The organism is Rhodococcus sp. AZ1 (genome assembly GCF_054979605.1).
Window position 1 is genome coordinate 199,416 of the sequence record NZ_JBUEQF010000005.1, and the last position, 26,455, is coordinate 225,870.

Here is a 26,455-nt window from a genome sequence, read left to right on the forward strand (position 1 = left end):
CGGACACCCCATCAGGACGTCACCTCATCACGACGTGGCGGACACCAGATCGTCCGCGTGCACGACGGGCCGCTGGAGGTCCGGCGGCAGATCGATCGTCGATCGCCCGAGCATCGATTCGAGCTCGATGGAGTCGTAGGCCACCACCCCGCGCGCCACCACGGCGCCGTCCCCATCGCACAGGGACACCACGTCACCCGCTCCGAACGAGCCGATCACACTCGTGATGCCCGCCGGCAGCAATGACCTGCGCCGCTCGAGCACGGCGCGGACGGCGCCGGGGTCCAAGCGGATCTCGCCGCGGGTGTCCGCGGCGTGGCGCACCCAGAATCGCCGGGCGGAGAGCCGATGCGGCTTCGCCGTGAACACCGTTCCCACCGGATCGCCCGCGAGTGCAGCGGCGGCGTCCGATGCGGCGGCGAGCAGCACCGGAACCCCGGCGTCGGCCGCCAGGCGCGCCGCCGACAGCTTCGACGCCATCCCGCCGGTCCCGAGCGCACCGCCCGACCCCGCGATCACGCCGTCGAGATGCTCAGGGCCCGCCACCTCGGCGATGAACTGCGCCTGCGGGTCCTTGCGCGGGTCACCGGTGTACAGACCGTCGACGTCGGAGAGCAGGACCAGCGCATCGGCACCGACGAGATGAGCGACGAGCGCTGCGAGTCGATCGTTGTCGCCGAAGCGCAGTTCGGTGGTGGCGACGGTGTCGTTCTCGTTGACCACGGCCACCGCGCCGAGCGCGCGCAAGCGGTCCAGCGTGCGCTGGGCGTTGCGATGGTTGGAGCGCCGGCTGAGGTCGTCGGCGGTCAACAGGACCTGCCCCACGGTGCGATCGAACCGGCGGAACGACGCCCCCCACGCATACGCCAGAGCCAACTGCCCCACACTGGCGGCGGCCTGCTTGGTGGCCAGATCGGTGGGGCGCTTGCGCAGCCCCAGCGGCGCGAGGCCCGCACCGATGGCACCGGACGACACCACGATCACATCCGAGCCCGCCCGCATGCGTGCCTCCAGTGCCTCGGCCAGCCGGTCGAGTCGTTCGGTGTCGAGGCCACCGGCAAGGCTGGTCAGGGCAGACGATCCGATCTTGACCACGACGCTGCGCGCGGTGGCGATCTGGGTGCGGGTGTTCACCGGTCGTCGGTGTCCAGACCGCGCCGCACACGGCGGGCGTGCTTGCGCTCGGCCGCCCCGATGCGTTCGACCTGATCGATGCGGGAGTCGGTGCCGCGGCCGGTCATGGTCACGTCCACGCCCGCGGGTGTCTGCGGCTCCCACTCGAAGCTGACGTCACCGATGGTGACCGATGCCCCGGCAACGGCGCCCTTCTTGACCAGCTCGTCCTCGACGCCGAGGCGGGCGAGGCGATCGGCCAGGTAACCCACGGCCTCGTCGTTGTCGAACTGTGTCTGCTGGATCCAGCGCTCCGGCCGGGAACCACGAACGATGAAACCACCCGGCACGTCCGGATCGACGATCACCGAGAAGCCCGACTCGTCGGTGGCGATCGGACGGATCACCTGGCGGCGCGGCGCGGCCTTCGGATGAGCCACGCGGTAGTCGGCCACGAGCTGTGCGAGCGCGAACGTCAACGGCCGCAGACCTTCTCGACTGACCGCCGAGATCGAGAACACCGGCCAGCCCCGCTCGGCGATCTCGGGTCCGACCATCTCGGCGAGCTCGGCCGCCTCGGGCACGTCCACCTTGTTCAGGATGACGATGCGGGGACGGTCCGCCAGATCGCCGAGACTCGCGTCACCGGACAGAGCGGGGCGGTACGCGGCCAGTTCGGCTTCCAGCGCATCGATGTCGGAGATCGGGTCGCGGCCGGGATCGAGTGTGGCGCAGTCGACCACGTGCGCGAGCACCGCGCACCGTTCGAGGTGACGCAGGAAGTCCAACCCCAGTCCCTTGCCCCGACTGGCGCCGGGGATCAGGCCCGGGACGTCGGCGACGGTGAACGTGGTGGTGCCGCTCGACACCACACCGAGGTTCGGCGCGAGCGTGGTGAAGGGGTAGTCCGCGATCTTCGGTTTGGCCGCCGAGAGCACCGAGACCAACGACGACTTGCCTGCACTGGGGAAACCCACCAGGCCCACGTCGGCCACGGACTTGAGTTCGAGCACCAGATCACGTGCCACGCCGGGCTCACCGAGCAGCGCGAATCCGGGCGCCTTGCGCGCGCGAGATGCCAACGCGGCGTTGCCCAGTCCTCCTCGCCCACCCGACGCAGCCTGGAACCTGGTGCCCTCCCCGACCAGGTCGGCGAGGATGCGCCCGGTGTCGTCGAGCACCACGGTGCCATCGGGGACGGCGAGGATCAGGTCCTCACCGTTGGCGCCGTCGCGATTGCTGCCGGCTCCCTGACCACCGTTGGTGGCCTTGGCATTGGGATGGAAGTGGAAGTCCAGCAGGGTGTGCACGCCGGGGTCGACCTCGAGAATCACGTCACCACCGCGCCCACCGTTGCCGCCGTCGGGTCCGCCCAGGGGCTTGAACTTCTCGCGGTGCACGGAGGAACACCCGTTACCGCCCTTGCCCGCGCTGACGTGCAGCGTGACGCGGTCTACGAAACGGGACATGACAGCGGGTGGTCCTTCCAGGAGCGGGTGGAGAACGCCGACAGGGGCGGATGCAGAGCACGTGGCCCTGGTCCGCCCCTGTCGGGAGATGATCGGATCGGACCGCGGGCCCGATTCGTCGCAGAATTAGGCCTCTGCGGCAGCCGGAACGATGTTGACGGTCTTGCGTCCGCGCTTGGTGCCGAACAGCACCGAGCCGGCCGAGAGAGCGAACAGCGTGTCGTCACCACCGCGGCCGACGTTGACGCCGGGGTGGAAGTGGGTGCCGCGCTGACGAACGAGGATCTCGCCCGCGCTCACCGACTGGCCGCCGAAGCGCTTGACGCCGAGACGCTGTGCATTGGAATCGCGACCGTTGCGTGAGCTGGACGCGCCCTTCTTGTGTGCCATGTTGCTAACCCTCCTGGGTTGTCACGCCGGTTGGGCGATTACTTGATTCCGGTGACCTTGAGGACGGTCAGCTTCTGCCGGTGTCCCTGCCGCTTGTGGTAGCCGGTCTTGTTCTTGAACTTGTGGATGCGGATCTTCGGGCCCTTGGTGTGCTCGACGATCTCGGAGGCGACGGAGATCTTCGCCAGCTTGTCCGCATCGGTGGTCAGGTCGGAACCGTCGACGACGAGAACCGGAGCAAGCGAGACAGCCGTGCCGGGCGCTCCCTCGATCTTCTCGACCTCGACGAGATCGCCGACAGCGACCTTGTACTGCTTTCCGCCGGTCTTGACGATCGCGTACGTTGCCATCGGAGGGCTTCCCCTTGCTTCTTCGAACGAATCTCGGGCCACAGGCACGAGAAGGTCAGGTTGTTGCTGCCCCGTTGGGGCAGCACGGTCACGTGCCGGGTGGTGCAGCACGGTCGCGTGTCGGACGCGGCCACCGGCCGGACGGGCCACGCGAGCCATCCCGCACAGCGGGCAGGGCGATACCGCGTCGCCAACAGCGACCGTCCAAGGCTACGGCAGAGCGCTACGGCTGGTCAAACCGCCCGATCAGCCCTGCTCGTCGGCGGGCGGACCCGCCGGACGGGCCGCCGAACGGCGGCGCGCGGGACGGCTCGCGGCCTTCACCACAGCCACCGAGGCCGTCCCCGTCGTGGTCGACGGCGGCGCCGCGGGAGCGGGCGCGGGCGCACCGTCGGCGTCGGCGTCGGACGCGGGAACCACGATCACGGTTCCGGCCGAATCACCGGCCGGTGCCGCCGCTGCCCGCGCAACCCGCCGACCGCGGCGCGCACGCGGCGCGGCCTCCGGAGTCGGCTGTGGCGTGGCCTCGGCGACGGGCTCGGGTGCACTGTCGACCTCGGCGTCGACCACCGGCTCAGGCTCGGCGACCGGTTCCGCTGCGGTGTCCTCGACCGCCGGCTCGGCCGCGGCGGCGTCCTCGACCGCCGGCTCGGCCGCGGCCGTGTCCTCGACCGCCGGCTCGGCCGCGGCGGAGGCCTCGACCGCCGGATCGGCATCGTCGGCGTGGTGGGCTGCCATCGCGAGGGCTACGGGGTGAGCGCGGCGGGCGGCGACGTCGTCGGCATCCTCGGCGTCGACACCGGCAGTCTCGGCGCCACCCTCGGCGCGGGAATCGGACTTGTCCCGACCCCCTCGGCGACGACGGGAGCTGCCCGAGGACTCGGACCTGCTGCCGCCACGGGAGCCGTCGCGACCGTCGTCGGAACGGTGCTCGACCGGGAACTGGTGGATCATGATGCCGCGGCCGTGGCAGTGCTCGCAGGTGGTCGAGAAGGCCTCCACGAGGCCGGTCCCCATGCGCTTGCGCGTCATCTGCACCAGTCCGAGCGAGGTGACCTCGGAAACCTGGTGGCGGGTGCGGTCACGGCCCAACGCCTCGGTGAGACGACGCAGCACGAGGTCGCGGTTGGATTCGAGAACCATGTCGATGAAGTCGACGATGATCATGCCGCCGATGTCGCGCAGACGCATCTGCCGCACGATCTCCTCGGCGGCCTCGAGGTTGTTGCGTGTAACCGTCTCCTCGAGGTTGCCGCCCTCACCGGTGAACTTGCCGGTGTTGACGTCCACGACGGTCATCGCCTCGGTGCGGTCGATCACCAGGGTGCCACCCGAGGGCAGCCACACCTTGCGATCGAGGGCCTTGGCGAGTTGCTCGTCGATGCGGTACGCGGCGAACACGTCGACGTCCTTCGACGTCGGCTCGTACCGCTGAACCCGCTCGACCATGTCGGGCGCGACGGTCTCGATGTAGCTCTGCACGGTCGACCAGGCGCGCTCACCCTCGATGACGAGGGTCGAGAAGTCCTCGTTGAACAGGTCGCGGACAACCTTGACCAGCAGGTCGGGCTCCTCGTACAGGCTCTGCGGGCCGGTGCCCCTCCCCGAGTCGGCCGCTGAGGCGGCCTCGGAGATGGCAGCCCACTGCGCCTGCAGCCGACTGACGTCGCGGGCCAGTTCCTCCGCGCTGACCCCTTCGGATGCGGTGCGGATGATCACGCCGGCGTCGGCGGGGACCACCTCGCGCAGGATGTCCTTGAGCCGCTTGCGTTCGGTGTCGGGGAGCTTGCGGCTGATGCCGGTGGACGATCCTCCGGGAACGTAGACCAGGAAGCGACCGGCCAGTGAGATCTGCGTGGTCAGGCGGGCACCCTTGTGCCCCACCGGGTCCTTGCTCACCTGGACCAGCACCTGATCGCCGGGCTTGAGAGCCTGCTCGATCTTGCGGGCACTACCGCCGAGGCCGGCGGCGTCCCAGTCCACCTCACCGGCGTAGAGGACCCCGTTGCGGCCCTTGCCGATGTCGATGAACGCCGCCTCCATGCTCGGCAGCACGTTCTGCACGCGACCGAGGTAGACGTTGCCCGCGATCGACCCCGACGACGTGCTGGTGACGAAGTGCTCCACCAGCACCCCGTCCTCGAGCACGGCGACCTGCGTCAGATCGGGGTGACCGGCCAGCGACTTCTGCCGCACCACCATCTTCCGGTCGACCGCCTCGCGACGAGCGAGGAACTCGGCCTCGCTCAGAATGGGCGGACGACGGCGACCGGCGTCGCGGCCGTCGCGTCTGCGCTGGCGCTTGGCCTCGAGTCGCGTGGATCCGGCGATGCCCTGAACCTCGTCGCGCGAGCGCTGCTTGTTGCGCGGTTCGCGCTCGTGCACGACGGTGTTCGGCGGATCGTCGTCGGACGCATCATCCGCGGAATCGGAACCGGACTTGCGACGGCGGCGGCGACGACGACGGCGACTTCCCGTGCTCTCCTCGTCCTCCCCTGCCTCGGCGGTCTCGGAGTCCGCGGACTCGGAAGCATCCGCGGCATCGCCGGTATCGGCATCGGGTGTGCCGAGGGCGGCCGCGTCGCTGGTGGTCGTATCGGCCTCGGTCGTCTCGGTGTCAGCTGTGTCGGCGTCGGCCGCATCGGTCTCGGCCGACTCCTCACCGGCTGCGTCGCCACGACCACGACCTCGACCACGCCGACCACGCCGACGACGCCGTGGACCGGTGGCACCGGCCTCGTCCTCGCCCTGATCGCCGACGGTCTCCTCGGTTGCGGTCTCCTCGCTTGCGGTCTCCTCGCTTGCGCTCGCCTCGGTTGCGCTCGCCTCGGTGACGGCGTCGCCGGATGCGGTCTCACCGGTGCGGCCCTCGTCGGCAGCCTGCTGCTCTGCTGCACCGGTGGAGCCGCCGGAGCGACGACGGCGCCGGCGAGGAGCCCGGGCGACGGTGTCCTCGGCGGGTGAGTCGTCGTCGGCCGCGGCGACCGGAGCCGGCTCCGGGATCTCGGGCTGCAGGAACAACGGCACCTCGGCGGCCATGGCGGGTGCCACGGTGGCCGTCTGCGCTTCGATGTTGGTGAACAGATCCGCGACGGGGGCGGCGGTGTCCACGGCAGTCGCCTCGGACGGCGCAGATTCCCCTACGACAGCCGAATCTGCCGCGGCACCCGCATCACCTGCGACACCGAGCGCCGCGGCAACGGCCTGCGCCTCCGCCCGGGGCACCGACGACTGGACGTTGCGGGCGCTGGATCCGGCGTCGACCAGCGCGGACATCACCTGCTTGCTGGTGACACCCAGGAGTTTCGCCAGGGCGTGCACGCGAATCCGGTCGGGAATCTCGAGTGCGGGGGTGGACGGTGTGTCGTGCGGCTCGTGGTCGGCCACGTGTTCTCCTCGGGCCCCCGGGCGCGCACACGACGGAAGAGTGAAGACGCGGCCACGCAGGGGCTGGTTCGTATCCCGCATCGTCGCCGAGGACGGGAAATAGGTCTCGCTCCGCACGAACCGAGCGACTGTAGTCACCACGAGCGTTCGAGCGTTGCCTGGTCGGATGGCTGGTACGGCCCAACTTCTCGAGCGCCTGATCCTCAGCGTGGCGTGCCGCAGGGAAGTCCTGCGACGACGTTCGCGATGACGGGCATCGAGGTGTCGGTGTCATCCGGTTGCGGTGCAACCGCCTCCCACTATCCCACACTCGGTGGCTCGCTCACGCCACAAGCGCCCTTCGGCGCGCGGGCGAGAGCGTCAGGAGTGGGAGGGGAACCAGAGCGCGATCTCGCGCGCGGCGGACTCGGGCGAGTCCGAGCCGTGCACGAGGTTCTCGCCGCCGTCGAGCGCGAGGTCGGCGCGAATCGAGCCCGGCACGGCCTTCTCGACGGGGTCGGTTCCGCCCGCGAGCTGGCGGAAGGCGGCGATGGCACGCGGGCCCTCGACGATGGCGGCCACCAGGGGGCCGGAGGTGATGAAGTCGATCAGACCGGGGAAGAAAGGCCGATCGGCATGCTCGGCGTAGTGCTCCTGCGCCACCTCTCGGCTGACCGTCCGGAGGTCGAGCGCGACCAGGGTCAGGCCCTTGCGCTCGATCCGGCCGATGATCTCACCGACGTATCGGCGGGCCACGCCGTCGGGCTTGATCAGGATCAGCGTCTTCTCTGTCACGGTCTGCGCGCTCACGCCGTTCAGCTTAGGGGGCCCGATCGCGGGCGAGCCGAGCGCCCTAGAAGTCCCGCTGGCCGGCCAGGCGGCCCTGCCGGATGCGTCGCCTGATGTCGCGGCGCAGATACAGGATGTAGCCCCACACAAGGGAGAAGATCACCCCGACCGCGGTGATCGACGGGTGGGCGAGGAAGCCCAGCAGCAGCAGTCCCTGCAGAACGAGCGTGAACGTCATCGCCCACGGGCGACGCTGCAAACCGGCGCCCGCGATCAGCGCGAGCCCCACCCCGACCAGGTACAGCGTGGAGATCCAGCTGAGCCCACCGCCCACGGTCGCGACCACGGGCAGGGCCAGGAACACCACGATCGCCTCGAGGACCAGCGTGCCGGCGCACACCCCTCGAAATCCCTTCCAGGGATCGGTGATGGGGGCGCGGAAGCCGGTCTCCGGATCGATGTCGTCGTAGGCAGGCTGCTCGCTCATGCCGGATCCTTCCCGAACAGGGTGCGTGCGGCACCCGCCGTGACGACGGATCCGGTCACCACCACACCTGCACCCGATACTGCCTCACCGTCGTCGACGGTGTCCTCGGCGATGCTCACGGCCACCTCGATGGCGTCCGGCAGCGTGTCGGCGACGACGACGCGCTCGTCGCCGAACCGAGCCACCGCGGCGTCGGCCAGTTCGTCCACCGCCATCCCCCGGGCGGAGCCGTTGTGGGTGACCACGATCTCGTCGAGTACGGGCTCGAGCGCGGTGAGAATGCCGCTGACGTCCTTGTCCGCCATCACAGCCACGACACCGACCAGTTTGCGGAAGTCGAACTCGGTCGTCAGCGCGCTCGCCAGGGCCTGTGCCCCGTGGGGGTTGTGGGCTGCGTCGAGAAACACCGTCGGGGCGCTGCGAACCCGCTCGAGGCGGCCGGGATTGACCACCGAGGCGAACCCCTCCCGCACGGTGTCGGCGTCGAGTCCGCGCTCGGCACCCGCACCGAAGAACGCCTCCACCGCCGCCAGGGCCAGGGAAGCGTTGCGGGCCTGGTGTTCTCCGTGCAGCGGCAGGAAGATGTCGTCGTACACGCCACCGAGGCCCTGCAGTTGCAGCTGCTGGCCACCCACGGCCACTCGCCGGGCGAGTACGCGGAACTCCGACCCGGCGCGCGCGACGGCGCTGTCGGTCTCCACGGCCCGGCGCAGCAGCACGTCCGCGACCTCGGGGACCTGCTCGTCGAGAATGGCGACGGTATCGACCGGGATCACAGAGTCCCTGGCCTTCTTGATGATTCCGGCCTTCTCGGCGGCAATGCCCGCGAGATCGGACCCCAGGTACTCCACGTGATCCAGTCCGATGGGGGTGATCACGGCAACCTGCGCGTCGATCACGTTGGTGGCGTCCCAGCGACCGCCGAGACCCACCTCGATCACACCCACGTCGACGGGCGCTTCGGCGAACGCGGCGAACGCCATGGCCGTGAGCACCTCGAACTTGCTCATCGCCGGTCCGCCGGCGGCTTCGCTGCGGGAATCGATCATCTCCACGAACGGTGCGATCTCCCGGTAGGTATCGACGTAGGTGCGCGGCGAGATCGGAACCCCGTCCACCGCAATGCGTTCGGTGGCCACCTGCAGGTGCGGGCTGGTGGTGCGCCCGGTACGTCGATGGAACGCCCGCAGCAGCGACTCGATCATTCGGGTCACCGAGGTCTTGCCGTTGGTTCCCGCGACGTGAATCGTCGGATAGCTGTTCTGCGGGTTGCCGAGGATGTCCATCAGCGCGCTGATCCGCGCGAGCGACGGCTCGATCTTCGTCTCCGGCCAGCGCCGATCGAGTTCGACCTCGACGAGGGTGAACTCCGCCAGATCCACCGGACCCGGCTCGGGTGAGCTCACGCCCGGCTCAACTCGGTCAGGCGTGCGGTGAGCCGCTCGATGTCCTCGGTGGCCACCTGCCGGCGCGCCGTGATCTTCTCCACCACCGCCGCCGGGGCGTTGGAGACGAACTGCTCGTTGCCGAGCTTGGCCGTGGTGGTGTCGAGTTCCTTGCGCGCCGCGGCGAGGTCCTTCTCCGCCCGCTTGATCTCCGCGGCCACGTCGATGGTGCCGGAGGTGTCGACCTCCACGCTCACCGTGCCCCCGCTCAACCGCACCTGCACCGACGCCGACGGGGTGAAGTCGCCGTCCACCGCCTCGGTGAGGAACGACAGCGCGTAGGCAGCCGGAAGAACGCCCGCGAGGTCGGCAGCCTCGGTGCCGCCGAACCGCGCGGGCACCTTCTGCTTGGGCGCGAGACCCTGGTCGCTGCGGAAGCGCCGCACCTCGGTGATCAGCTTCTGCAGATCGTCGATCCGCCGGGCCGCAACGGCATCGGGCTCGCCCTCCGCACGTGCGGGCCACGACGCGATGACCAGGGACTCGCCGCCGGTGAGGGTCTTCCACAGGGTCTCGGTGACGAAGGGGATCACCGGATGCAGCAGGCGCAGAAGCGAATCGAGCACCGCGCCCAGCACGGCACGGGTGCTCTCCGCCGCGCCGCTCGCGATCTGCACCTTGGCCAGCTCGAGGTACCAGTCGCACACCTCGTCCCATGCGAAGTGGTAGAGCGCCTCGCAGGCCTTGCCGAACTCGTAGCGGTCGAAAGCCTCGTCCACCTCGGCCTGCACGGCCGCCAACCGATCGAGGATCCAGCGGTCGGAGTCCGAAAGATGCTCACGTGCCGGGAGTTCGGTGATCTCGGCACCGTTCATCAGCGCGAACTTCACCGCGTTGTAGAGCTTGGTGGCGAAGTTGCGCGAGCTCTGTGCATTCCCCTCGCCCACCGACAGGTCGCCGCCCGGGTGCGCGCCGCGCGCGAGAGTGAAGCGCAGGGCATCGGCGCCGAACTTGTCCACCCAGTCCAACGGGTCGATGCCGTTGCCCTTGGACTTGCTCATCTTGCGCCCGAACTCGTCGCGCACCAGCCCGTGCAGGAACACGTCGGTGAACGGAACGCCGCCCGGCAGTTGATCTGCCGCCAGGGTGCCGAACATCATCATGCGCGCCACCCAGAAGAACAGGATGTCGTATCCGGTCACGAGAACCGAGACGGGATAGAACTTCTCGAGGTCCGCGGTGCGGTCGGGCCAGCCCATGGTCGAGAACGGCCACAGTCCCGACGAAAACCAGGTGTCGAGAACGTCCGGGTCCTGGCGATAGCCCTCCGGCGCGGTCTCATCCGGGCCGAGGCACAGCACCTCCCCGTCGGGGCCGTACCAGATGGGAATGCGGTGGCCCCACCACAGTTGGCGCGAGATGCACCAGTCGTGCATGTCGTCGACCCAGGAGAACCACCGCGGCTCCTGACTCTTCGGGTGCAGGGTGGTGTGACCGCTGCGAACCGCGTCGCCGGCCGCCGCGGCGAGGGACTCCACCTTCACCCACCACTGCATCGACAGGCGCGGCTCGATGGGCTCACCGCTGCGCTCGGAATGACCCACGCTGTGCAGGTAGGGCCGCTTCTCGGCGACCACGCGGCCCTGCTCGGCCAGGGCCTGGCGCACCTTCACGCGGGCCTCGAACCGGTCGAGCCCGTCGAATTGTGTTCCGGTGCCGGTGATCCGGCCCTTCTCGTCCATGATCGAGGGCATCGGAAGCGAGTGCCGCAACCCCATCTCGAAGTCGTTGGGATCGTGCGCCGGGGTGATCTTCACCGCACCCGTACCGAATTCGGGATCGACGTAATCGTCGGCGATGATCGGGATCTGCCGGTCGAGGAACGGGTGCGCGAGTGTGGTGCCCACCAGGTCCCGGTACCGCTCGTCGTCCGGGTGCACGGCCACGGCCGTGTCGCCGAGCATGGTCTCCACGCGGGTGGTGGCGACGATGACGTGCGGCTCGGAATCGTCGAGCGAGCCGTACCGCAACGAGACCAGTTCGCCCTCGACGTCCTCGTACTTGACCTCGATGTCGGAGATGGCCGTCTCGAGCACCGGCGACCAGTTCACCAGTCGCTCGGCCCGGTAGATCAGACCGGCGTCGAACATCTGCTTGAACATCGTGTGCACCGCACGCGAGAGGCCCTCGTCCATGGTGAAACGTTCCCGCGACCAGTCGACCCCGTCGCCGAGCCGTCGCATCTGCGCGCCGATGGTGCCGCCGGACTCGCGCTTCCATGACCACACGCGCTCGATGAACTCGTCGCGGCCGAGTTCCTCCTTGGTGGTGCCCTCGGCGGCGAGCTGCTTCTCCACCAGCGACTGCGTGGCGATGCCCGCGTGGTCCATGCCGGGCAGCCACAGCACCTCGAAGCCCTGCATCCGCTTGCGGCGCGCCAGGATGTCCATCAACGTGTGGTCGAGTGCGTGGCCCATGTGCAGGCTGCCGGTGACGTTGGGCGGGGGCAGCACGATCGAGTAGCCGGGCTTGTCGCTGGTGGCGTCGGCGGTGAAGTACTCGGCGTCGACCCACCCGGCGTAGAGATCGGCCTCCACATCGCCCGGAACCCAGTTCTTGGGCAGCTGGTCGGCGGGCGTGCGGGCCTGATCAGGCGTCGATTCGGTCACCGGGCGATTCTAGTCGGCGCCCTCGGAGCAAGAAGTGGAGGATAGTGCCCGCCTACCGGGCACTATCCTCCACTGCGCCTGCCGGTATCGCCTCACGCAGGTACGCCGCGGCGGCCACCGCGTCGAAACCGACCCCGGCGAGGATGCCGTCGTCACCCTCGATCTCGGCGAGGGCGAGGAGGATGTGCTCGGTACCGATCCAGTTGTGGCCCAGGCGCAGCGCTTGACGGAAGGTCAGCTCGAGAGCCTTGCGCGCGTCGGGATCGAAGGGCACCAGAGCGGGGACGGCGTGTGCGGCGACCGGCAGACTCGCTCGCGCGCGCTCGGCGAGGGCCGCTCGGTCGATCCCCTGCTCGGTCAACAGGACGGCCGCGAACCCGTCCGACTCGGCGGTCAGGCCGAGCAGCAGGTGTCCCGGCGTGATGGTGTCGTTGCCCGCGGCGTGCGCCTCGGTCTGCGAGGCGACCACGACGGCGCGGGCGCGCTCGGTGAAGCGGCCGAAGCCCTGGTTCGGATCGAGGTCGTCGGGCTCGTCGGGGCCCTTGGTGACGAAGCGCTTCTGCGCCGCCTGCTTGCTCACGCCCATACTGCGCCCGATCTCGGTCCACGATGCACCCGACCGCCGAGCCTGGTCGACGAAGTGGCCGATCAGGTGATCGGCGACGTCGCCGAGATGATCGGCCGCAACGACCGCGCGCGAAAGTTGCCCGAGGGGCTCGCTCTCGGTCCGGGTGATGGCGTCGATGAGGTCGTCGAGTCGGACGGTGGGTGCAGGTCTGTCGATAGCCATGCGTCAACGTTAAGTTGACGATGCCCGAACGTCAACCGCGGGTTGACGCTGTGGCCGACCACCCCTGCTGCCCTACAACCCCAGACTCTCCGGCAGCTCCATGGCCTCTCCGAGCACGTGCTCGGAGAGGAAGGCCAGCACCACCTGGTACCAGATCTTGGCGTGCTGCGGGGTCAGGATCCAGTGGTTCTCGGTCGGGAAATACAGGAACCGGTGGTCGGTGGTGCCGAAATCGTCTGCGGGCAAACCTGACTCGGACAGCAACTCGTACCACAGCCGCAGTCCCTCCCCGATCGGCACGCGGTAGTCCCGGTCCCCGTGGATCACCAGCATCGGGGTCACGATGTCGGCGACGGCAAGGTGCGGGGAGTTCTCGAACGCCATTTCCGGCGTCATCTCCTTCGCCCAGTACCAGGCCGCGTCGGTGGTCGGGCCGAACTGATCGAGCGCCCACAAACTCGCGTGAGTGACGATGGCGTCGAATCGGTCGGTGTGGCCGGCGATCCAGTTGGCCATGTACCCGCCGAACGAACCGCCCATCGCCGCGGTGCGGGAGCCGTCGATGTGTGGCACCTGCTCGGCGGCGTCGGTGATCGCCATCAGATCGGTGAACGGCTCCTGCCCCCAGCGGCCCCACCCGCGCTGGACGAAGGCCTGCCCGTATCCGGTGGACAGCGCCGGGTCCGGCAGCAGCACCGCATAGCCGCGCGCCACCATCAGCCACGGGTTCCAGCGCCACGACCAGGCGTTCCACGATCCCAACGGCCCACCGTGCACCCACAGCAACAGAGGCGCGGGCGCCTGGTCCGACGCGCCCGCGGGCACCGCCAGCCAGGCACGCACCCGCGACCCGTCCGCGGCCGTGGTCTCGACCTCCTCGAGCGTGCCGGGCAGAGCGGGGGTGTCGGCCGGCGAGCGCAGCACGATCACCTCACCCGAGGCCAGGTCGATCCGCACCGGGTGCGACGGCGCCGCATACGACGAGCGCAGCGCGAACAGCGTCGACCCGTCGGCGGCGACGATCACGTCGGTGTACGTCCAGTCGTCGGCGGTGACGGCCACCGCATCCCCGGCCGTGAGTCGGAAGATCGGGCCGCGCCCGTCCTCGTCCGCGGTGGCGATCAGGGCCGACCCGTCACGCGTCCAGGCGAGCGAGGAGGCCCAGCGATCCCAGGTCGGCGCCCACTGCTCGGACTCACCGGTTTCGAGATCGAGCACGTGCACGGTGTACCGCAGCGCGGACTCGGGTGTGGGCAGCACCTCGCGGAGGTAGGCGACGCGGGCACCGTCGGGCGAGATCACCGGCTCGAGCGCGTCGGCGTCGGGGTCGTCGATCAGCACCGTCCGATCGCCGGTGGCGGTGTCGATGCGCACCAGCGTCATCCGCTGCGACGCCAGGGGGCCACCGACGCGCCAGGTGGTGACCAGGAACGACCCGTCCGGAGCCAGGGAGTAACTCGCCTCGCGCAGCGCCGGGCCGGGCATCGTGGTCAGGTCCGTCAACTCGGTATCCGGCGCGGCGGAGGACCCGATGAGCAGGTGCGACACCGCGGGCCCGAGGTCGTGATCCCAGTACCGCACCGGGTAGCCGGTGTGCAGGATGGCGCTGATCTTGCCGTCCTTGCGGGCAGTGCGAATGCGTTCGTCCTGCTCGGCGTCACCGCTGCTGCCGAGAACGTCGGTGAGCACCAGGTAGCGATCACTGGAGGCGGCGGTGAGCAGACCCGACACCCCACCCCCGCGACGGGCCACGCGGTAGGCCTCCCCCACCGCGGGCAGGCACCACAGCGCGGACGGCGCGTCGTCGTCGCCCGACTCCGGGGCCACGAACAGCAGGTCACCCGACGCGGTGAACGCCGCGCCCGACTGGCTGCGTGGACCGCGGGTGAGTCGACGCGGCTCATCCGCCCCGGTGGGATCGACCTCCCACAGCGACGACACGTACGCGGTGGACTTCTCGTCCAGCCGCGACACCGCAGTCACCAGTCGGGTGCCGTCCGGCGAGAGCGCCAGACCCGCGGCGCGGGTCAGGGCGACGTAGGAGTCGAGGTCGTCGAAAGGTGTTTCGCTCACCACAGGAAACCTAGTCGGTGTGGGCAGTGAAGGTGGGACCTTCGAGCCCGCCGCGGGTGCACACTGGAGACCATGACGCGCGGAGCCCCCGAGAAGGACATCGACGAATCCGCCCTCGAAGTGGGCACCCCCAAGACCTACGCCGCCGGGGTGCCCGCCGTGCTGGTCTCGCTCGAACGCGGAGTCGAGCAGATGGGCGCCGTGCGGACGGGTCGATCGCTGCTGCGGCTCAATCAGCGTGAGGGCTTCGACTGCCCCGGCTGCGCCTGGCCGGAAACCCCCGGCCACCGCAAGATTGCCGAGTTCTGCGAGAACGGCGCCAAGGCCGTCGCCGAGGAGGCCACCAAACGTACCGTCGGGCCGGAGTTCTTCGCCGCGCACTCGCTGGAATCGCTCGCCCAGCGCACCGACTACTGGCTGGGTCAGCAGGGCCGGCTGACGCACCCGATGGTGGTCCGCCCGGGCGATACCCACTACTCGTCGATCTCCTGGGACGACGCCTACCGGCTGATCGCCGAGCACCTGCGCGCCCTGCCGAGCCCCGACGAGGCCGTCTTCTACACCTCCGGGCGCACCAGCAACGAGGCCGCGTTCACGTACCAGACCCTGATCCGCAGTTACGGCACCAACAACATGCCGGACTGCTCCAACATGTGTCACGAGTCGTCGGGCACCGCGCTGACCGACACGATCGGCATCGGCAAGGGCTCGGTGACCGTTCCCGATCTCGAGCAGGCCGACCTGATCGTCATCGCCGGGCAGAACCCGGGCACCAACCATCCGCGCATGCTCTCCACGCTGGAGAAGGCCAAGGGCAACGGCGCACGGATCATCGCGGTCAATCCGCTGCACGAGGCCGGGCTGCGCCGATTCAAGGACCCTCAGAAGGTCAACGGCGTGATCGGCAACGGTGTCGACATTGCCGACGACTACCTGCAAATTCGCATCGGCGGCGACATGGCGCTGTTCCAGGGCATCGGCCGGCTGCTGCTCGACGCCGAGGACGCCGACCCGGGAACCGTGGTCGACCAGGCCTTCGTACGCGATCACACCGCCGGGTTCGACGCCTACGCCGAGCACGCCCGGGCGGTGGACCTGGCTACCGTGGTAGCCGCAACGGGACTGAGCGAGAAGCAGATTCGCGACACCGCGGCGGCGTTCGCACGGTCGCAGCGGATCATCATCTGCTGGGCGATGGGCATCACACAGCAGCGCCACGGTGTGGACACCATTCGCGAGGCCACCAACCTGCTGCTGATGCGCGGGATGATCGGCAAGCCCGGCGCCGGGGTGTGTCCGGTGCGCGGGCACTCCAACGTCCAGGGCGACCGCACGATGGGCATCTGGGAGAAGATGCCCGAATCGTTCCTGGCCGCACTCGATGCCGAGTTCTCCATCACCAGCCCCCGTCGGCACGGCTACGACACCGTCGACGCCATTCGGGCCATGCGTGACGGCAAGGCTCGGGTGTTCATGGCCATGGGCGGCAACTTCGTGCGCGCCACACCCGACAGCGAGGTCACCGAGAAGGCGCTGCGCTCGTGCGATCTCACGGTGCAGGTCTCCACCAAGCTCAACCGCAGCCACGCGATGGCCGGGCGCACGGCGCTGATCCTGCCCACGTTGGGCCGCACCGATCGCGACGACCGCGGCGGGGTCAAACAGGCCGTGTCGGTGGAGGATTCGATGTCGATGGTGCACCTCTCCCGTGGGCGACTCGAGCCGGTGAGCGAGCACCTGCGCAGCGAGGTCGCCATCGTCTGCGAGCTCGCGCTCGAACTCCTCGGCCCCGACCACCCGGTGCCGTGGGCGCAGTTCCGCGACGACTACGACCGCATTCGCGACTCGATCTCGCGCGTGGTGCCCGGGTGTGAGGACTTCAACACCCGCGTGCGCCGCCCGGACGGGTTTCAGCTGCCGCACCCCCCACGCGATTCCCGCGAGTTCCACACCACCACCGGCAAGGCCAACTTCACCGTCAACGATCTGGTGTGGGAGCCGATCCCGCAGGGCCGGGTGATCCTGCAGACCCTGCGCAGTCACGATCAGTACAACACCACGATCTACGGCCTCGACGACCGCTATCGAGGTGTGAAGAACGCGCGCCGCGTGGTTTTCCTGAGCCCCACCGACATCGCCGAGAAGGGTTTGCACGACGGGCAACTGGTGGACCTGGTCTCCGAGTGGCCCACCGAGTCCGGCATCGAGGAACGCCGCGTGAGCGGATTCCGCGTCGTCTCCTACGACACGCCCGTGGGCAACGCGGCGGCGTACTACCCGGAGACCAACCCGCTGGTGCCGCTCGATCACGTTGCGGCACGCTCGAACACACCGGTCTCCAAGGCAATCGTCGTGCGTGTCGAACCGGCCCGGCCCTGATGGGTCGGGCCACCGCTCGACGCCCCGTGGTGAGAATCCGAGGGGCTCACGAGAACTCGCGACCGGACACCGTGGTAGTGGAGGAGCCGCTCGAGATTCGGGTCGACGGCAAGGCCCTGGCCGTCACCATGCGGACCCCCGGTCACGACGTGGAACTCGCACACGGATTCCTGCTGACCGAAGGTGTGCTCACCGCACGGGAGGACGTGGCCGCGGCGCGGTACTGCGACGGCGTGGGCGACGACGGCCTCAACACCTATAACGTTCTCGACGTGGTTCTGGCACAAGGGGTTCCGGCCCCCGAGACCGGAGTGGAACGCAACTTCTACACCACGTCCTCGTGCGGAGTGTGCGGAAAGGGCTCACTCGACGCCGTGCGCCTGCGCACCCACCACTCCCCCGCCGCCGATCCCGTCGTGGTCGACACGGCGGTGCTCGCCACCCTGGGCGACCGACTTCGCGAGCAGCAGCGGATCTTCGACTCCACCGGGGGTCTGCACGCGGCAGCCCTCTTCACCGCGACCGGTGAACTGCTGGTGGTGCGCGAGGACGTCGGGCGCCACAACGCCGTCGACAAGGTGATCGGGTGGGCGCTGCAGAACGGGTCGATCCCGCTGCGCGGCATGATCCTGATGGTCAGCGGCCGCGCATCGTTCGAACTCGCGCAGAAGGCCGTGATGGCCGGTATCCCGGTTCTCGCCTCCGTCTCCGCCCCGTCCTCGCTGGCAGTGGATCTTGCGGCCGAGGCGGGCCTGACCATCGTGGGCTTCCTGCGGGGCGATTCGATGAACCTCTACACCCGCACCGATCGGGTCGAGCACCGCGCACCGACCCCCGCGTGACAAGTGGGCTTGACATTTATTGTCAAGTCGGGTTGTCTTTTGTCATGCCCGAAGTTACCCGCACGAACCGTGTTCGGGAGCACCGTCGGCCGACCAAACTGACGCAGCTCGAACTCGGAACCATCGTCGGCGTCAGCCGTCAGAGCATCGTCTCGATCGAACGGGGCGACTACGCACCGAGTGTCTACCTCGCCCTGCGCCTTGCCGGCGCGCTGGACACCACGGTCGAGAACCTGTTCCCACTCGACCCGGCACTGCCCGCAAGCGGAACACACCTCGAGGGCATCGCGCCCCCGGCAACCACCGCATCTTCCCGAGAGGATCCCCAATGAGCACGTTCATCAAGGCCATGCGGTTCGTCGGCGATCTCGACGACCGGTTCTACGCCGACGAGTTCCAGCGAGACGTGTGGAACGAGGCGTCGGCAATCGGATTGCAGCTGTTCCTGTGGTCGTCCCTCATCGCCGCGGCGGTGCTGCCCTGGGTGGCCGGCACCCCCGGAGCGTGGGTGGCCGTCGGGCTGCTGGTCGCGACGGCCATCATCTCCAGCGTCGTCTCGTTGTACGCCCGGGCCCGCCGCGTCGACACCGCCATCGAGCGGCCCTGGCTCGGCCGTCGCCTGTGGGTGTTCATGGGCGTGTACCTCGTGGGCATCGTGGGGATCGCGGTCCGCCTTCTCTATCCCGCCGCCGATGGCGTATCGGCAGCCTCCGGGTTGATCGTGGGGTCCATATGCGGGTTCTTCGGCGCCACGTACGCCGCCACCCGTGCCAAGCGGGCACGCGCCGCCGAGGCGATGCACGACGAGCTGTGATCACTGTGCCGGTGATCGCCGACCCGGGATCACCGGCACGCTCACAGCCGGAGCTCCGCGGCCGTCGCGGCGCGGACCTCGTCCACCGACACCCCCGGTGCGGTCTCCACGAGCACGAGACCGGCGACGGTGACGTCGATGACCGCCAGGTCGGTCACGATGCGCTGCACGCAGGCAGCACCGGTCAGCGGGAGGGTGCACCGATCGACGATCTTCGACTCCCCCGAGCGCGAGCAGTGCTCCATCATCACGATCACCCGCCGCGCACCGTGGACCAGGTCCATCGCCCCACCCATCCCCTTGACCATGTGGCCGGGCACCATCCAGTTGGCCAGGTTGCCGTGGCGGTCCACCTGCATACCGCCGAGCACCGCGACGTCGATGCGACCGCCGCGGATCATGCCGAACGAATCGGCCGAGTCGAAGAACGACGCCCCCGGCAGCACCGTGATGGTCTCCTTGCCGGCATTGATCAGTTCGGGGTCGAGGTCGGCCACGGTGGGATAGGGGCCGACGCCGAGCACTCCGTTCTCCGAGTGCAGGACAACGGCGACATCGGCGGGAATATGGTTGGGGACCAGGGTGGGCATGCCGATGCCGAGGTTGACGTACTGGCCGTCGGACAACTCCTGCGCCACCCGCGCCGCCATCTGATCTCGCGTGCGACCGGCGCTCACCCGCGCACCGTCCGCCGCTCGGCGCTCACCCGCGCACCGTCCGCCGCTCGATACCCACGGTGACCGGACCCACGTGCACCACGCGCGCGACGTGGATGCCGGGGGTGTGCACGTCCTGCGGGTCGATCTCACCCGGCTCGACAAGGTGCTCCACCTGCGCGATGGTGATCCGGCCGGACGCTGCGGCCAGCGGATTGAAATTGCGCGCCGCGGCCCGGTAGACCAGGTTTCCGTGCCGATCGCCCTTCCAGGCGTGCACCAACGCCACATCGGCCACGATGCCGCGTTCGAGGACGTAGGTGACGCCGTCGAACTCCCGCGTCTCCTTGGGTGGGCTTGCCAGCGCAATGCCTCCGGCGCTGTCGTACCGCAGCGGCAGGCCTCCGTCGGCCACCAGGGTGCCCATACCGGCGGGGGTGTAGAAGGCGGGGATCCCGGCCCCGCCCGCTCGCAGCCGCTCGGCAAGCGTGCCCTGCGGGGTCAGCTCCACCTCGAGTTCCCCGGCGAGGTACTGCCGAGCGAACTCCTCGTTCGCTCCGACATAGGAGCTGATCGTGCGCCGGATGCGTCGCTGCGCCAGCAGGATTCCCAGGCCGAACCCGTCCGTCCCACAGTTGTTGCTGACGGTCTCGAGATCGGTGGCGCCCTGCTCGAGCAGGGCCGCGATGAGAACTTCGGGAACACCGACCAAACCGAAACCACCGACCGCGATGGTTGCGCCGTCAGGTACGTCGACGACGGCCTCGGCTGCGGTCGAGACGACCTTGGATCGCACCGCTGACGATCACGCGGTCTTGTCGCGGCGCTCCGGACGCTCGGGCTTACGCGGGACGATGGTCGGCAGCACGTTGTCGACCACGGTCTCCTCGGTGACCACGACCTTGGCGACATCGTCGCGACTGGGGATGTCGAACATCACCGGCCCGAGCACCTCCTCCATGATCGCGCGCAGGCCACGGGCACCGGTACCCCGGTGGATGGCCTGATCGGCAATGGCGTCGAGGGCTGCGGGGGTGAACTCGAGTTCCACACCATCCATCTCGAACAGGCGCGTGTACTGCTTGACCAGCGCGTTCTTGGGAGTGGACAGAATGGTGACCAGGGAGCGCTTGTCCAGGTTGGTCACCGACGCGACGACGGGGAGGCGGCCGATGAACTCCGGGATGAGGCCGAACTTGATCAGATCCTCCGGCATGACATCGGCGAAGCGGTCCTGAGTGTCGATCTCGGCCTTGGTGCGCACCTCGGCGCCGAAGCCGACACCGCGCTTGCCGATGCGGTCACCGACGATGCGTTCGAGACCGGCGAAGGCCCCGGCCACGATGAACAGCACGTTGGTGGTGTCGATCTGGATGAACTCCTGGTGCGGGTGCTTGCGCCCACCCTGCGGCGGCACGCTCGCCTGAGTGCCCTCGAGGATCTTCAGCAGCGCCTGCTGTACGCCCTCACCCGAGACGTCGCGGGTGATCGACGGGTTCTCGCTCTTGCGCGCGATCTTGTCGACCTCGTCGATGTAGATGATCCCGGTCTCGGCCCGCTTGACGTCGTAGTCGGCAGCCTGGATGAGCTTGAGGAGGATGTTCTCGACGTCCTCACCGACGTAACCCGCCTCGGTGAGCGCGGTGGCATCGGCGATGGCGAACGGCACGTTGAGCATCTTGGCCAACGTCTGCGCCAGGTAGGTCTTGCCGCACCCGGTGGGACCGAGCATGAGGATGTTGGACTTGGCGAGCTCGACGGTCTCCCCGCGGGAATCGCGGGCCTTCTCCCCGGCCTGAATACGCTTGTAGTGGTTGTAGACGGCCACGGCGAGGGTGCGCTTGGCGGTGTCCTGACCGATGACGTAGTTCTCGAGGAAGTCCCGGATCTCCGAGGGCTTGGGCAACTCGTCGAGCTTGACCTCGCTGGACTCGGCCAGCTCCTCCTCGATGATCTCGTTGCACAGGTCGATGCACTCGTCACAGATGTACACGCCGGGTCCGGCGATCAGCTTCTTGACCTGCTTCTGACTCTTTCCGCAGAAAGAGCACTTGAGCAGATCGCCACCGTCTCCGATGCGTGCCATGTGCCAGTTCCTACTTCCTCATCGACTTCCGAACACCGTCTGCGGCGAACTCGCACGTTCGGTGTCCGATCCGACCGTACCCGCCGACGGCGAACAAGGTGGACTTTCTCCCAGTGAGTATGTGGGAGCAGACCGACACGCGAGGCTCCTGCCGACCCGCGTGTCGGCTGCAGTTCGTCTACTTCTGTGCCTGCCGTTACTTCTGTGCCGGCCGCTACTTCTGTGCCGACAGCTTGCGGTACTCGAAGACCGTGTCGATGATCCCGTAGTCCTTGGCCTCGGCGGCGGTGAGGATCTTGTCGCGATCGGTGTCCTTGCGGATGATGTCGGGATCCTTGTTGGTGTGCCGACCCAGGGTGGTCTCCATGAGCCGTCGCATCCGCTCGATCTCCGCGGCCTGGATCTCGAGATCGGAGACCTGGCCCTGCATCCCACCGGTGGCGGGCTGGTGGATCAGCACGCGGGCGTTGGGCAGTGCGGCGCGCTTACCGGGTGTGCCGGCCGCCAGCAACACCGCCGCCGCCGATGCCGCCTGCCCGAGGCAGACGGTGGCGACGTCGGCGCGCACGTACTGCATGGTGTCGTAGATGGCCATCAACGAGGTGAACGAGCCACCGGGTGAGTTGATGTACATCGTGATGTCGCGGTCGGGGTCGAGACCCTCGAGCACCAGCAGCTGCGCCATGATGTCGTTGGCCGACGCGTCGTCGACCTGCACGCCGAGGAAGATGATGCGCTCCTCGAAGAGCTTGTTGTAGGGGTTGGATTCCTTGACGCCGTAGCTCGAGTGCTCGACGAACGACGGCAGGATGTACCGCGAACTCGGCAGCTGACTCGGGTCGAAGAGGTTGCTCATCTGTGCTCCGTTGCTGATCTGTACGTGCGACGTGTGTCCGGACTTCTCCGGGTGATGGTGGGGCGGACCCGGATCAGTTGCCGGTGCCGCCGGCCTGCGCGGCCCGGGAGATCACGTGGTCGACCATGCCGTACTCGAGCGCCTCCGCCGCGGTGAACCAGCGGTCGCGATCCGAGTCGGCCGTGACCTGTTCGAACGTCTGACCGGTGTGCTTGGCGATCAACTCGGCCATCTCGCGCTTGGTGTGCGCGAACTGCTCGGCCATGATCGCGATGTCGGCGGCCGAACCACCGATACCGGCCGACGGCTGGTGCATCATCACCCGCGCGTGCGGCAGGGCGTAGCGCTTGCCCTTGGCGCCGGCGGTGAGGAGGAACTGGCCCATCGACGCTGCCAGGCCCATCGCGTACGTGGCGACGTCGCACTCGGCGAAGGTCATGGTGTCGTAGATTGCCATGCCCGCGGTGACCGATCCGCCCGGGGAGTTGATGTAGAGCGAGATGTCACGCGTGGGGTCCTCCGCGGACAGCAGAAGGATCTGGGCGCAGAGCTTGTTGGCAATGTCGTCGTCGACCTGAGTGCCCAGGAAGATGATGCGCTCGCGCAGAAGGCGTTCGTAGACGGAGTCGCTGAGGTTCAGACCCGCCGTGGCCGAGGTCATGATCGGGCTCGTCGCGCCGACTGTGCCGACCGGGTGACGCGGTGCTGCCGGATTCGGGATTGTCACGGTACCTGCCTTCTCCAAACGGATGTACTTGCTGACGTCGACACTAACGAAGCACGGCGGTCCCGGAGTCCCGGAACCGCCGTCGTTCGCTGTGAGCGTTACGCGTTCTGTTCGCCCTCGGCGGAACCACCAGCGTCCGCACTGTCGTCGCCACCGCCGAACAGCTCGGCGGTGTCGACGGTTGCGCCGGTGGTGTCGGTGACGGTGACCTTGTCGACGATCGCCGCGAGGGACTTGCTGCGACGAATGTCGGCGAACAGGGCCGGCAACTGGTTGGCCTGCTGGATCTGCGAGATGAACTGATCCGGCGAGATGCCGTAGCGCTGGGCCTGGTAGACGATGTTCTGGGTCAACTCCTCCTGGCCGACCTGTGTCTTCTCCGCGTCGGCGATGGCGTCGAGCAGGAGCTGGGTCTTAACCGACTTCTCGGCGTTCTCGCGAGCGGTGCGGTCGAACTCCTCCCGCGAGCTGCCGGCAGCTTCGAGCTGGGCGGCGAGGGCGTCCTCGTCGTGGTCGAGCGAGTGCACGGCGTCGTGCACGGCGGCGTCAACCTCGGCCTGCACGAACGCCTCGGGCACCGGGATCTCCAGCGTCTCGAGCAGGTGCTCGAGCACCTTGTCGCGGATCTGACCGGCCTGCTCGACCTTTTTCACCCGTCCCACACGCTCGCGCAGGTCCGCCACCAGCTCGTCGAGGGTGTCGAATTCGCTTGCCAGCTGGGCGAACTCGTCGTCCGCCTCGGGCAGCTCGCGCTCCTTGATCGACTTGACGGTGACGGTGACCTGCGCCTGCCGTCCGGCGAACTCCCCGGCGACGAGGGTGGTGGTGAACTCGGCGGAGCCGTCCACCGACAGCCCGACGATGGCCTCGTCCAGGCCCTCGATCAGCTGGCCCGAGCCGACCTCGTGGGACAGACCCTCGGTCGACGCCTCGGGGACGTCCTGCCCGTCGACGGTGGCCGAGAGGTCGATGGAGACGAAGTCGCCGGTGCGGGCGGCGCGATCGACGCCGGTGAGGGTGCCGAAACGCTCGCGCAGCGACTGCAACTGCTCGTCGACGGCAGCGTCGTCGATCTCGACGGGGTCGACCGTGACGGCGATGGCGGAGTAGTCCGGCAACGCGATCTCCGGGCGAACGTCCACCTCGGCGGTGAAGGTGAACTCCTCACCGTCCTCGAGCTTGGTGATCTCGATGTCGGGCTGGCCGAGGGGCTTGAGGTCGGTGCTGGTGAGTGCGTCGTTGTACTTGGCGGGCAGAGCGTCGTTGACCACCTGGTTGAGCACGTTCACTCGGCCGACCCTGGCCTCGATCAGCTTGGCGGGCGCCTTGCCGGGCCGGAAGCCCGGCACGCGAATCTGCTGGGCGAGCTGCTTGTACGCGGCATCGAAATCGGGCTTGAGCTCCTCGAAGGGCACCTCAATGTTGATCTTGACTCGCGTCGGGCTCACTCGCTCGACGGTGCTCTTCACGGCCACGCACTCCTCGTTCTGTAGATCGTTCGGGTAGGTCGTTCGGTAGGTCGTTCGACGTGGGGAAACCTGACTGTGGAGTCTGTCGGATCGACCGGTGTCGGGATGACAGGATTCGAACCTGCGACCCTCCGCTCCCAAAGCGGATGCGCTACCAAGCTGCGCCACATCCCGGTCACCGCCGCAGGCAATCGTACGGTGGCGCGATTACCGGTTCCACAGCGGGATTGGGTACAGTCGGTGACCGCAGACGGCTGGGCCGGCGATCCTGGCGCCGCCGGATGCACGCGGGCGTAGCTCAATGGTAGAGCCTTAGTCTTCCAAACTAATTACGCGGGTTCGATTCCCGTCGCCCGCTCCACACCGGGGGTCCGATCATCGACACCGACACCGACCCTGCAAACACCAGCGATCCTGCACGCACCAGTGATCCTGCAGCCACCAACGCGAGACTGGCCAGTCCCGCGCTGTGGCTCGGGCCGGCTCTGGCCGTGACGCTGGTGATGGCCCTGCTCGCCGCCATGTACGTCGGCGGCGTGGCCGACCCCCGGGGCAATCTGCACGGTTTCCCCGTCGCCGTCGTCGTCAACGACGACGGCGACACCCTGCCCGACGGCACCCGCGCCAACTTCGGCGCCCAGATTGCCGATGCGCTCGTCGCCGGCCTCGATCCCGCCGAGTTCGACGTCCGCCGACTCGGACCCGGCCAGGTTCGTGAGCAGCTCGCCGACGGAAAGCTGTACGGGGCGTTCGTGATCCCGTCCGACTTCACCAAACGATCACTCAACCTCGCGGCCGGATCGGTGGTACCCGGAACACTGGTCAAGCCGACCATCACCGTGGTGACGAACCCGCGGGCGAGCACTCTGAGCCAGTCCGTGGTGACCACGGTCGCCACCACGGCGCTCACCCGGGCGAGTTCCACGCTCGGCGATCGCCTGGTCCAGAACGTGCAGGCCCAGTTGCGCACCACCGATCCCACGGCGCGCATCACCGGTGCCGGTCAGGTGGCACTCGCCGACCCGATACAGGTGGTGACCGCACCGAGCGACCCACTCCCCGACGGAACGGGGTTCGGGCTGACGGCCTTCTACTACGCCCTGCTGCTGCTGCTCGCAGGGTTCACCGGCGCGATGATCATCAGCGCACTCGTCGACAGCCACCTCAGGTTCGTCCCGCTGGAGGTGGGTCCGAGCTACTCGATGGCACCGCTGACCGACCCGCCCAGCCGACTGACCACCCTCTACGTCAAGTGGGCGATCGTGCTGGCGGTCGCCCCGGTGGTGTCGGGGGTCTACATCGGGGTTTGTCGCCTGGTGGGCATGCCGATCCCCAACTCGTGGCTGCTGTGGATGTTCGGCGCGCTGGCCATCGCCGCGGTCGGGGTCACGGCCACCTCGATCATCTCGGTGTTCGGCTCGGCAGGGCTGATCATCAACCTCGTCTTCTTCGTGGTGCTCGGCCTCCCCTCGGCCGGTGCCACCATTCCCCTGGAGGCAACCCCTCGGGTTCTGGTGGCCCTGTCGTCCTTCGAGCCGCTGCACCAGATCTTCCTCGGGGTACGCGCGATCCTGCACTTCTACGGCAGGCTCGACGCCGGGCTGCTGCGCGGGGTGGGGATGTCGCTACTCGGATTGGTGGTCGGCGCCCTGTTCGGGTGGGTGATCACGTGGTTCTACGACCGCAAGGGGTGGGTTCGCGCAACCCCCGCCCGAACCTGACCTCTCCTCTGGCGGTTGCACCGT

At 68.5% G+C, this 26,455-nt stretch carries 22 protein-coding genes and 2 tRNA genes; 6 read left to right on the plus strand and 18 right to left on the minus strand.

Annotation, left to right across the window (positions count from 1 at the left end; genetic code table 11):
• Positions 1–27: 27 nt before the first annotated feature.
• The 11 genes from proB to ACY48E_RS08575 all read right to left on the minus strand — a co-directional run bounded on the left by proB (position 28) and on the right by ACY48E_RS08575 (position 14,881).
• A complete protein-coding gene (gene proB, locus ACY48E_RS08525) occupies positions 28–1,134 on the minus strand; it encodes a glutamate 5-kinase (RefSeq protein ID WP_462871713.1) in 1,107 nt (368 codons plus the stop codon).
• A complete protein-coding gene (obgE, locus tag ACY48E_RS08530; protein ID WP_462871714.1) occupies positions 1,131–2,582 on the minus strand; it encodes a GTPase ObgE in 1,452 nt (483 codons plus the stop codon). Before obgE ends, proB begins: the two co-directional genes overlap by 4 nt.
• Positions 2,583–2,708: 126 nt before the next feature.
• On the minus strand, positions 2,709–2,972 hold the full coding sequence (rpmA, locus tag ACY48E_RS08535) for a 50S ribosomal protein L27 (protein ID WP_462871715.1): 264 nt from the start codon (positions 2,970–2,972) through the stop codon (positions 2,709–2,711).
• A gap of 38 nt (positions 2,973–3,010) precedes the next feature.
• Positions 3,011–3,322, minus strand: coding sequence for a 50S ribosomal protein L21 (gene rplU / locus ACY48E_RS08540; protein ID WP_462871716.1), 312 nt, complete (start codon positions 3,320–3,322; stop codon positions 3,011–3,013).
• A 246-nt stretch (positions 3,323–3,568) separates the two neighbouring features.
• Entirely contained in the window at positions 3,569–6,709 is a 3,141-nt protein-coding gene (locus ACY48E_RS08545) for a translation initiation factor IF-2 N-terminal domain-containing protein (protein WP_462871717.1), read from the minus strand.
• 360 nt (positions 6,710–7,069) lie between these two features.
• Positions 7,070–7,483, minus strand: a complete 414-nt coding sequence (gene ndk / locus ACY48E_RS08550) for a nucleoside-diphosphate kinase (protein ID WP_462871816.1) — start codon at positions 7,481–7,483, stop codon at positions 7,070–7,072.
• Between the two features lie 58 nt (positions 7,484–7,541).
• Positions 7,542–7,964 (minus strand): DUF4233 domain-containing protein, encoded by a 423-nt coding sequence (locus ACY48E_RS08555; RefSeq protein WP_462871718.1) that lies wholly within the window; start codon positions 7,962–7,964, stop codon positions 7,542–7,544.
• Positions 7,961–9,370, minus strand: a complete 1,410-nt coding sequence (gene folC / locus ACY48E_RS08560; RefSeq protein ID WP_462871719.1) for a bifunctional tetrahydrofolate synthase/dihydrofolate synthase — start codon at positions 9,368–9,370, stop codon at positions 7,961–7,963. The genes ACY48E_RS08555 and folC overlap by 4 nt, the downstream gene beginning before the upstream one ends.
• Positions 9,367–12,018, minus strand: coding sequence for a valine--tRNA ligase (locus ACY48E_RS08565; RefSeq protein WP_462871720.1), 2,652 nt, complete (start codon positions 12,016–12,018; stop codon positions 9,367–9,369). The genes folC and ACY48E_RS08565 overlap by 4 nt, the downstream gene beginning before the upstream one ends.
• 52 nt (positions 12,019–12,070) lie before the next feature.
• Positions 12,071–12,808, minus strand: coding sequence for a Clp protease N-terminal domain-containing protein (locus ACY48E_RS08570; protein WP_462871721.1), 738 nt, complete (start codon positions 12,806–12,808; stop codon positions 12,071–12,073).
• A 72-nt stretch (positions 12,809–12,880) separates the two neighbouring features.
• Positions 12,881–14,881: a S9 family peptidase gene (locus tag ACY48E_RS08575; RefSeq protein WP_462871722.1), complete on the minus strand. Its 2,001-nt coding sequence runs from the start codon at positions 14,879–14,881 to the stop codon at positions 12,881–12,883.
• 72 nt (positions 14,882–14,953) lie between these two features.
• Between ACY48E_RS08575 and ACY48E_RS08580 the strand changes: the two genes are divergently transcribed.
• The 4 genes from ACY48E_RS08580 to ACY48E_RS08595 are packed head-to-tail and all read left to right on the plus strand — an operon-like array spanning position 14,954 to position 18,916.
• On the plus strand, positions 14,954–17,260 hold the full coding sequence (locus tag ACY48E_RS08580; RefSeq protein WP_462871723.1) for an FdhF/YdeP family oxidoreductase: 2,307 nt from the start codon (positions 14,954–14,956) through the stop codon (positions 17,258–17,260).
• Entirely contained in the window at positions 17,260–18,102 is an 843-nt protein-coding gene (gene fdhD, locus ACY48E_RS08585) for a formate dehydrogenase accessory sulfurtransferase FdhD (protein ID WP_462871724.1), read from the plus strand. The genes ACY48E_RS08580 and fdhD overlap by 1 nt, the downstream gene beginning before the upstream one ends.
• Before the next feature lie 44 nt (positions 18,103–18,146).
• Entirely contained in the window at positions 18,147–18,434 is a 288-nt protein-coding gene (locus tag ACY48E_RS08590; RefSeq protein ID WP_462871725.1) for a helix-turn-helix transcriptional regulator, read from the plus strand.
• Complete coding sequence (locus ACY48E_RS08595; RefSeq protein WP_462871726.1) at positions 18,431–18,916, plus strand: hypothetical protein; 486 nt, start codon at positions 18,431–18,433, stop codon at positions 18,914–18,916. The genes ACY48E_RS08590 and ACY48E_RS08595 overlap by 4 nt, the downstream gene beginning before the upstream one ends.
• Before the next feature lie 41 nt (positions 18,917–18,957).
• Here ACY48E_RS08595 and ACY48E_RS08600 read toward each other — a convergent pair whose 3' ends face one another.
• The 7 genes from ACY48E_RS08600 to ACY48E_RS08630 all read right to left on the minus strand — a co-directional run bounded on the left by ACY48E_RS08600 (position 18,958) and on the right by ACY48E_RS08630 (position 24,884).
• The gene (locus tag ACY48E_RS08600; protein WP_462871817.1) at positions 18,958–19,566 is read right to left on the minus strand and encodes a CoA transferase subunit B; all 609 of its coding nucleotides are present in this window, start codon (positions 19,564–19,566) and stop codon (positions 18,958–18,960) included.
• A gap of 52 nt (positions 19,567–19,618) precedes the next feature.
• The gene (locus tag ACY48E_RS08605; RefSeq protein WP_462871727.1) at positions 19,619–20,368 is read right to left on the minus strand and encodes a CoA transferase subunit A; all 750 of its coding nucleotides are present in this window, start codon (positions 20,366–20,368) and stop codon (positions 19,619–19,621) included.
• 9 nt (positions 20,369–20,377) lie between these two features.
• Positions 20,378–21,658, minus strand: a complete 1,281-nt coding sequence (clpX, locus tag ACY48E_RS08610; protein ID WP_462871728.1) for an ATP-dependent Clp protease ATP-binding subunit ClpX — start codon at positions 21,656–21,658, stop codon at positions 20,378–20,380.
• Between the two features lie 214 nt (positions 21,659–21,872).
• Complete coding sequence (locus ACY48E_RS08615) at positions 21,873–22,514, minus strand: ATP-dependent Clp protease proteolytic subunit (RefSeq protein ID WP_462871729.1); 642 nt, start codon at positions 22,512–22,514, stop codon at positions 21,873–21,875.
• 73 nt (positions 22,515–22,587) lie between these two features.
• Entirely contained in the window at positions 22,588–23,175 is a 588-nt protein-coding gene (locus ACY48E_RS08620) for an ATP-dependent Clp protease proteolytic subunit (RefSeq protein ID WP_462871730.1), read from the minus strand.
• Between the two features lie 164 nt (positions 23,176–23,339).
• Positions 23,340–24,716, minus strand: coding sequence for a trigger factor (tig, locus tag ACY48E_RS08625; RefSeq protein ID WP_462871731.1), 1,377 nt, complete (start codon positions 24,714–24,716; stop codon positions 23,340–23,342).
• Between the two features lie 94 nt (positions 24,717–24,810).
• Positions 24,811–24,884 (minus strand) — tRNA-Pro (locus tag ACY48E_RS08630).
• A gap of 113 nt (positions 24,885–24,997) precedes the next feature.
• Between ACY48E_RS08630 and ACY48E_RS08635 the strand changes: the two genes are divergently transcribed.
• Positions 24,998–25,071, plus strand: a tRNA-Gly gene (locus tag ACY48E_RS08635).
• A 130-nt stretch (positions 25,072–25,201) separates the two neighbouring features.
• A complete protein-coding gene (locus tag ACY48E_RS08640) occupies positions 25,202–26,431 on the plus strand; it encodes a DUF3533 domain-containing protein (protein ID WP_462871732.1) in 1,230 nt (409 codons plus the stop codon).
• Positions 26,432–26,455 lie beyond the last annotated feature (24 nt).

Bases quoted from the DNA above. Each gene is read 5' to 3' on its own strand.
- obgE (WP_462871714.1), bottom strand. From the start codon at position 2,582: ATGTCCCGTTTCGTAGACCGCGTCACGCTGCACGTCAGCGCGGGCAAG.
- rpmA (WP_462871715.1), bottom strand. From the start codon at position 2,972: ATGGCACACAAGAAGGGCGCGTCCAGCTCACGCAACGGTCGCGATTCC.
- rplU (WP_462871716.1), bottom strand. From the start codon at position 3,322: ATGGCAACGTACGCGATCGTCAAGACCGGCGGAAAGCAGTACAAGGTC.
- ACY48E_RS08555 (WP_462871718.1), bottom strand. From the start codon at position 7,964: ATGAGCGAGCAGCCTGCCTACGACGACATCGATCCGGAGACCGGCTTC.
- ACY48E_RS08570 (WP_462871721.1), bottom strand. From the start codon at position 12,808: ATGGCTATCGACAGACCTGCACCCACCGTCCGACTCGACGACCTCATC.
- ACY48E_RS08580 (WP_462871723.1), top strand. From the start codon at position 14,954: ATGACGCGCGGAGCCCCCGAGAAGGACATCGACGAATCCGCCCTCGAA.
- fdhD (WP_462871724.1), top strand. From the start codon at position 17,260: ATGGGTCGGGCCACCGCTCGACGCCCCGTGGTGAGAATCCGAGGGGCT.
- ACY48E_RS08590 (WP_462871725.1), top strand. From the start codon at position 18,147: ATGCCCGAAGTTACCCGCACGAACCGTGTTCGGGAGCACCGTCGGCCG.
- ACY48E_RS08595 (WP_462871726.1), top strand. From the start codon at position 18,431: ATGAGCACGTTCATCAAGGCCATGCGGTTCGTCGGCGATCTCGACGAC.
- ACY48E_RS08600 (WP_462871817.1), bottom strand. From the start codon at position 19,566: ATGGCGGCGCGGGTGGCGCAGGAGTTGTCCGACGGCCAGTACGTCAAC.
- clpX (WP_462871728.1), bottom strand. From the start codon at position 21,658: ATGGCACGCATCGGAGACGGTGGCGATCTGCTCAAGTGCTCTTTCTGC.
- ACY48E_RS08615 (WP_462871729.1), bottom strand. From the start codon at position 22,514: ATGAGCAACCTCTTCGACCCGAGTCAGCTGCCGAGTTCGCGGTACATC.
- ACY48E_RS08620 (WP_462871730.1), bottom strand. From the start codon at position 23,175: ATGACCTCGGCCACGGCGGGTCTGAACCTCAGCGACTCCGTCTACGAA.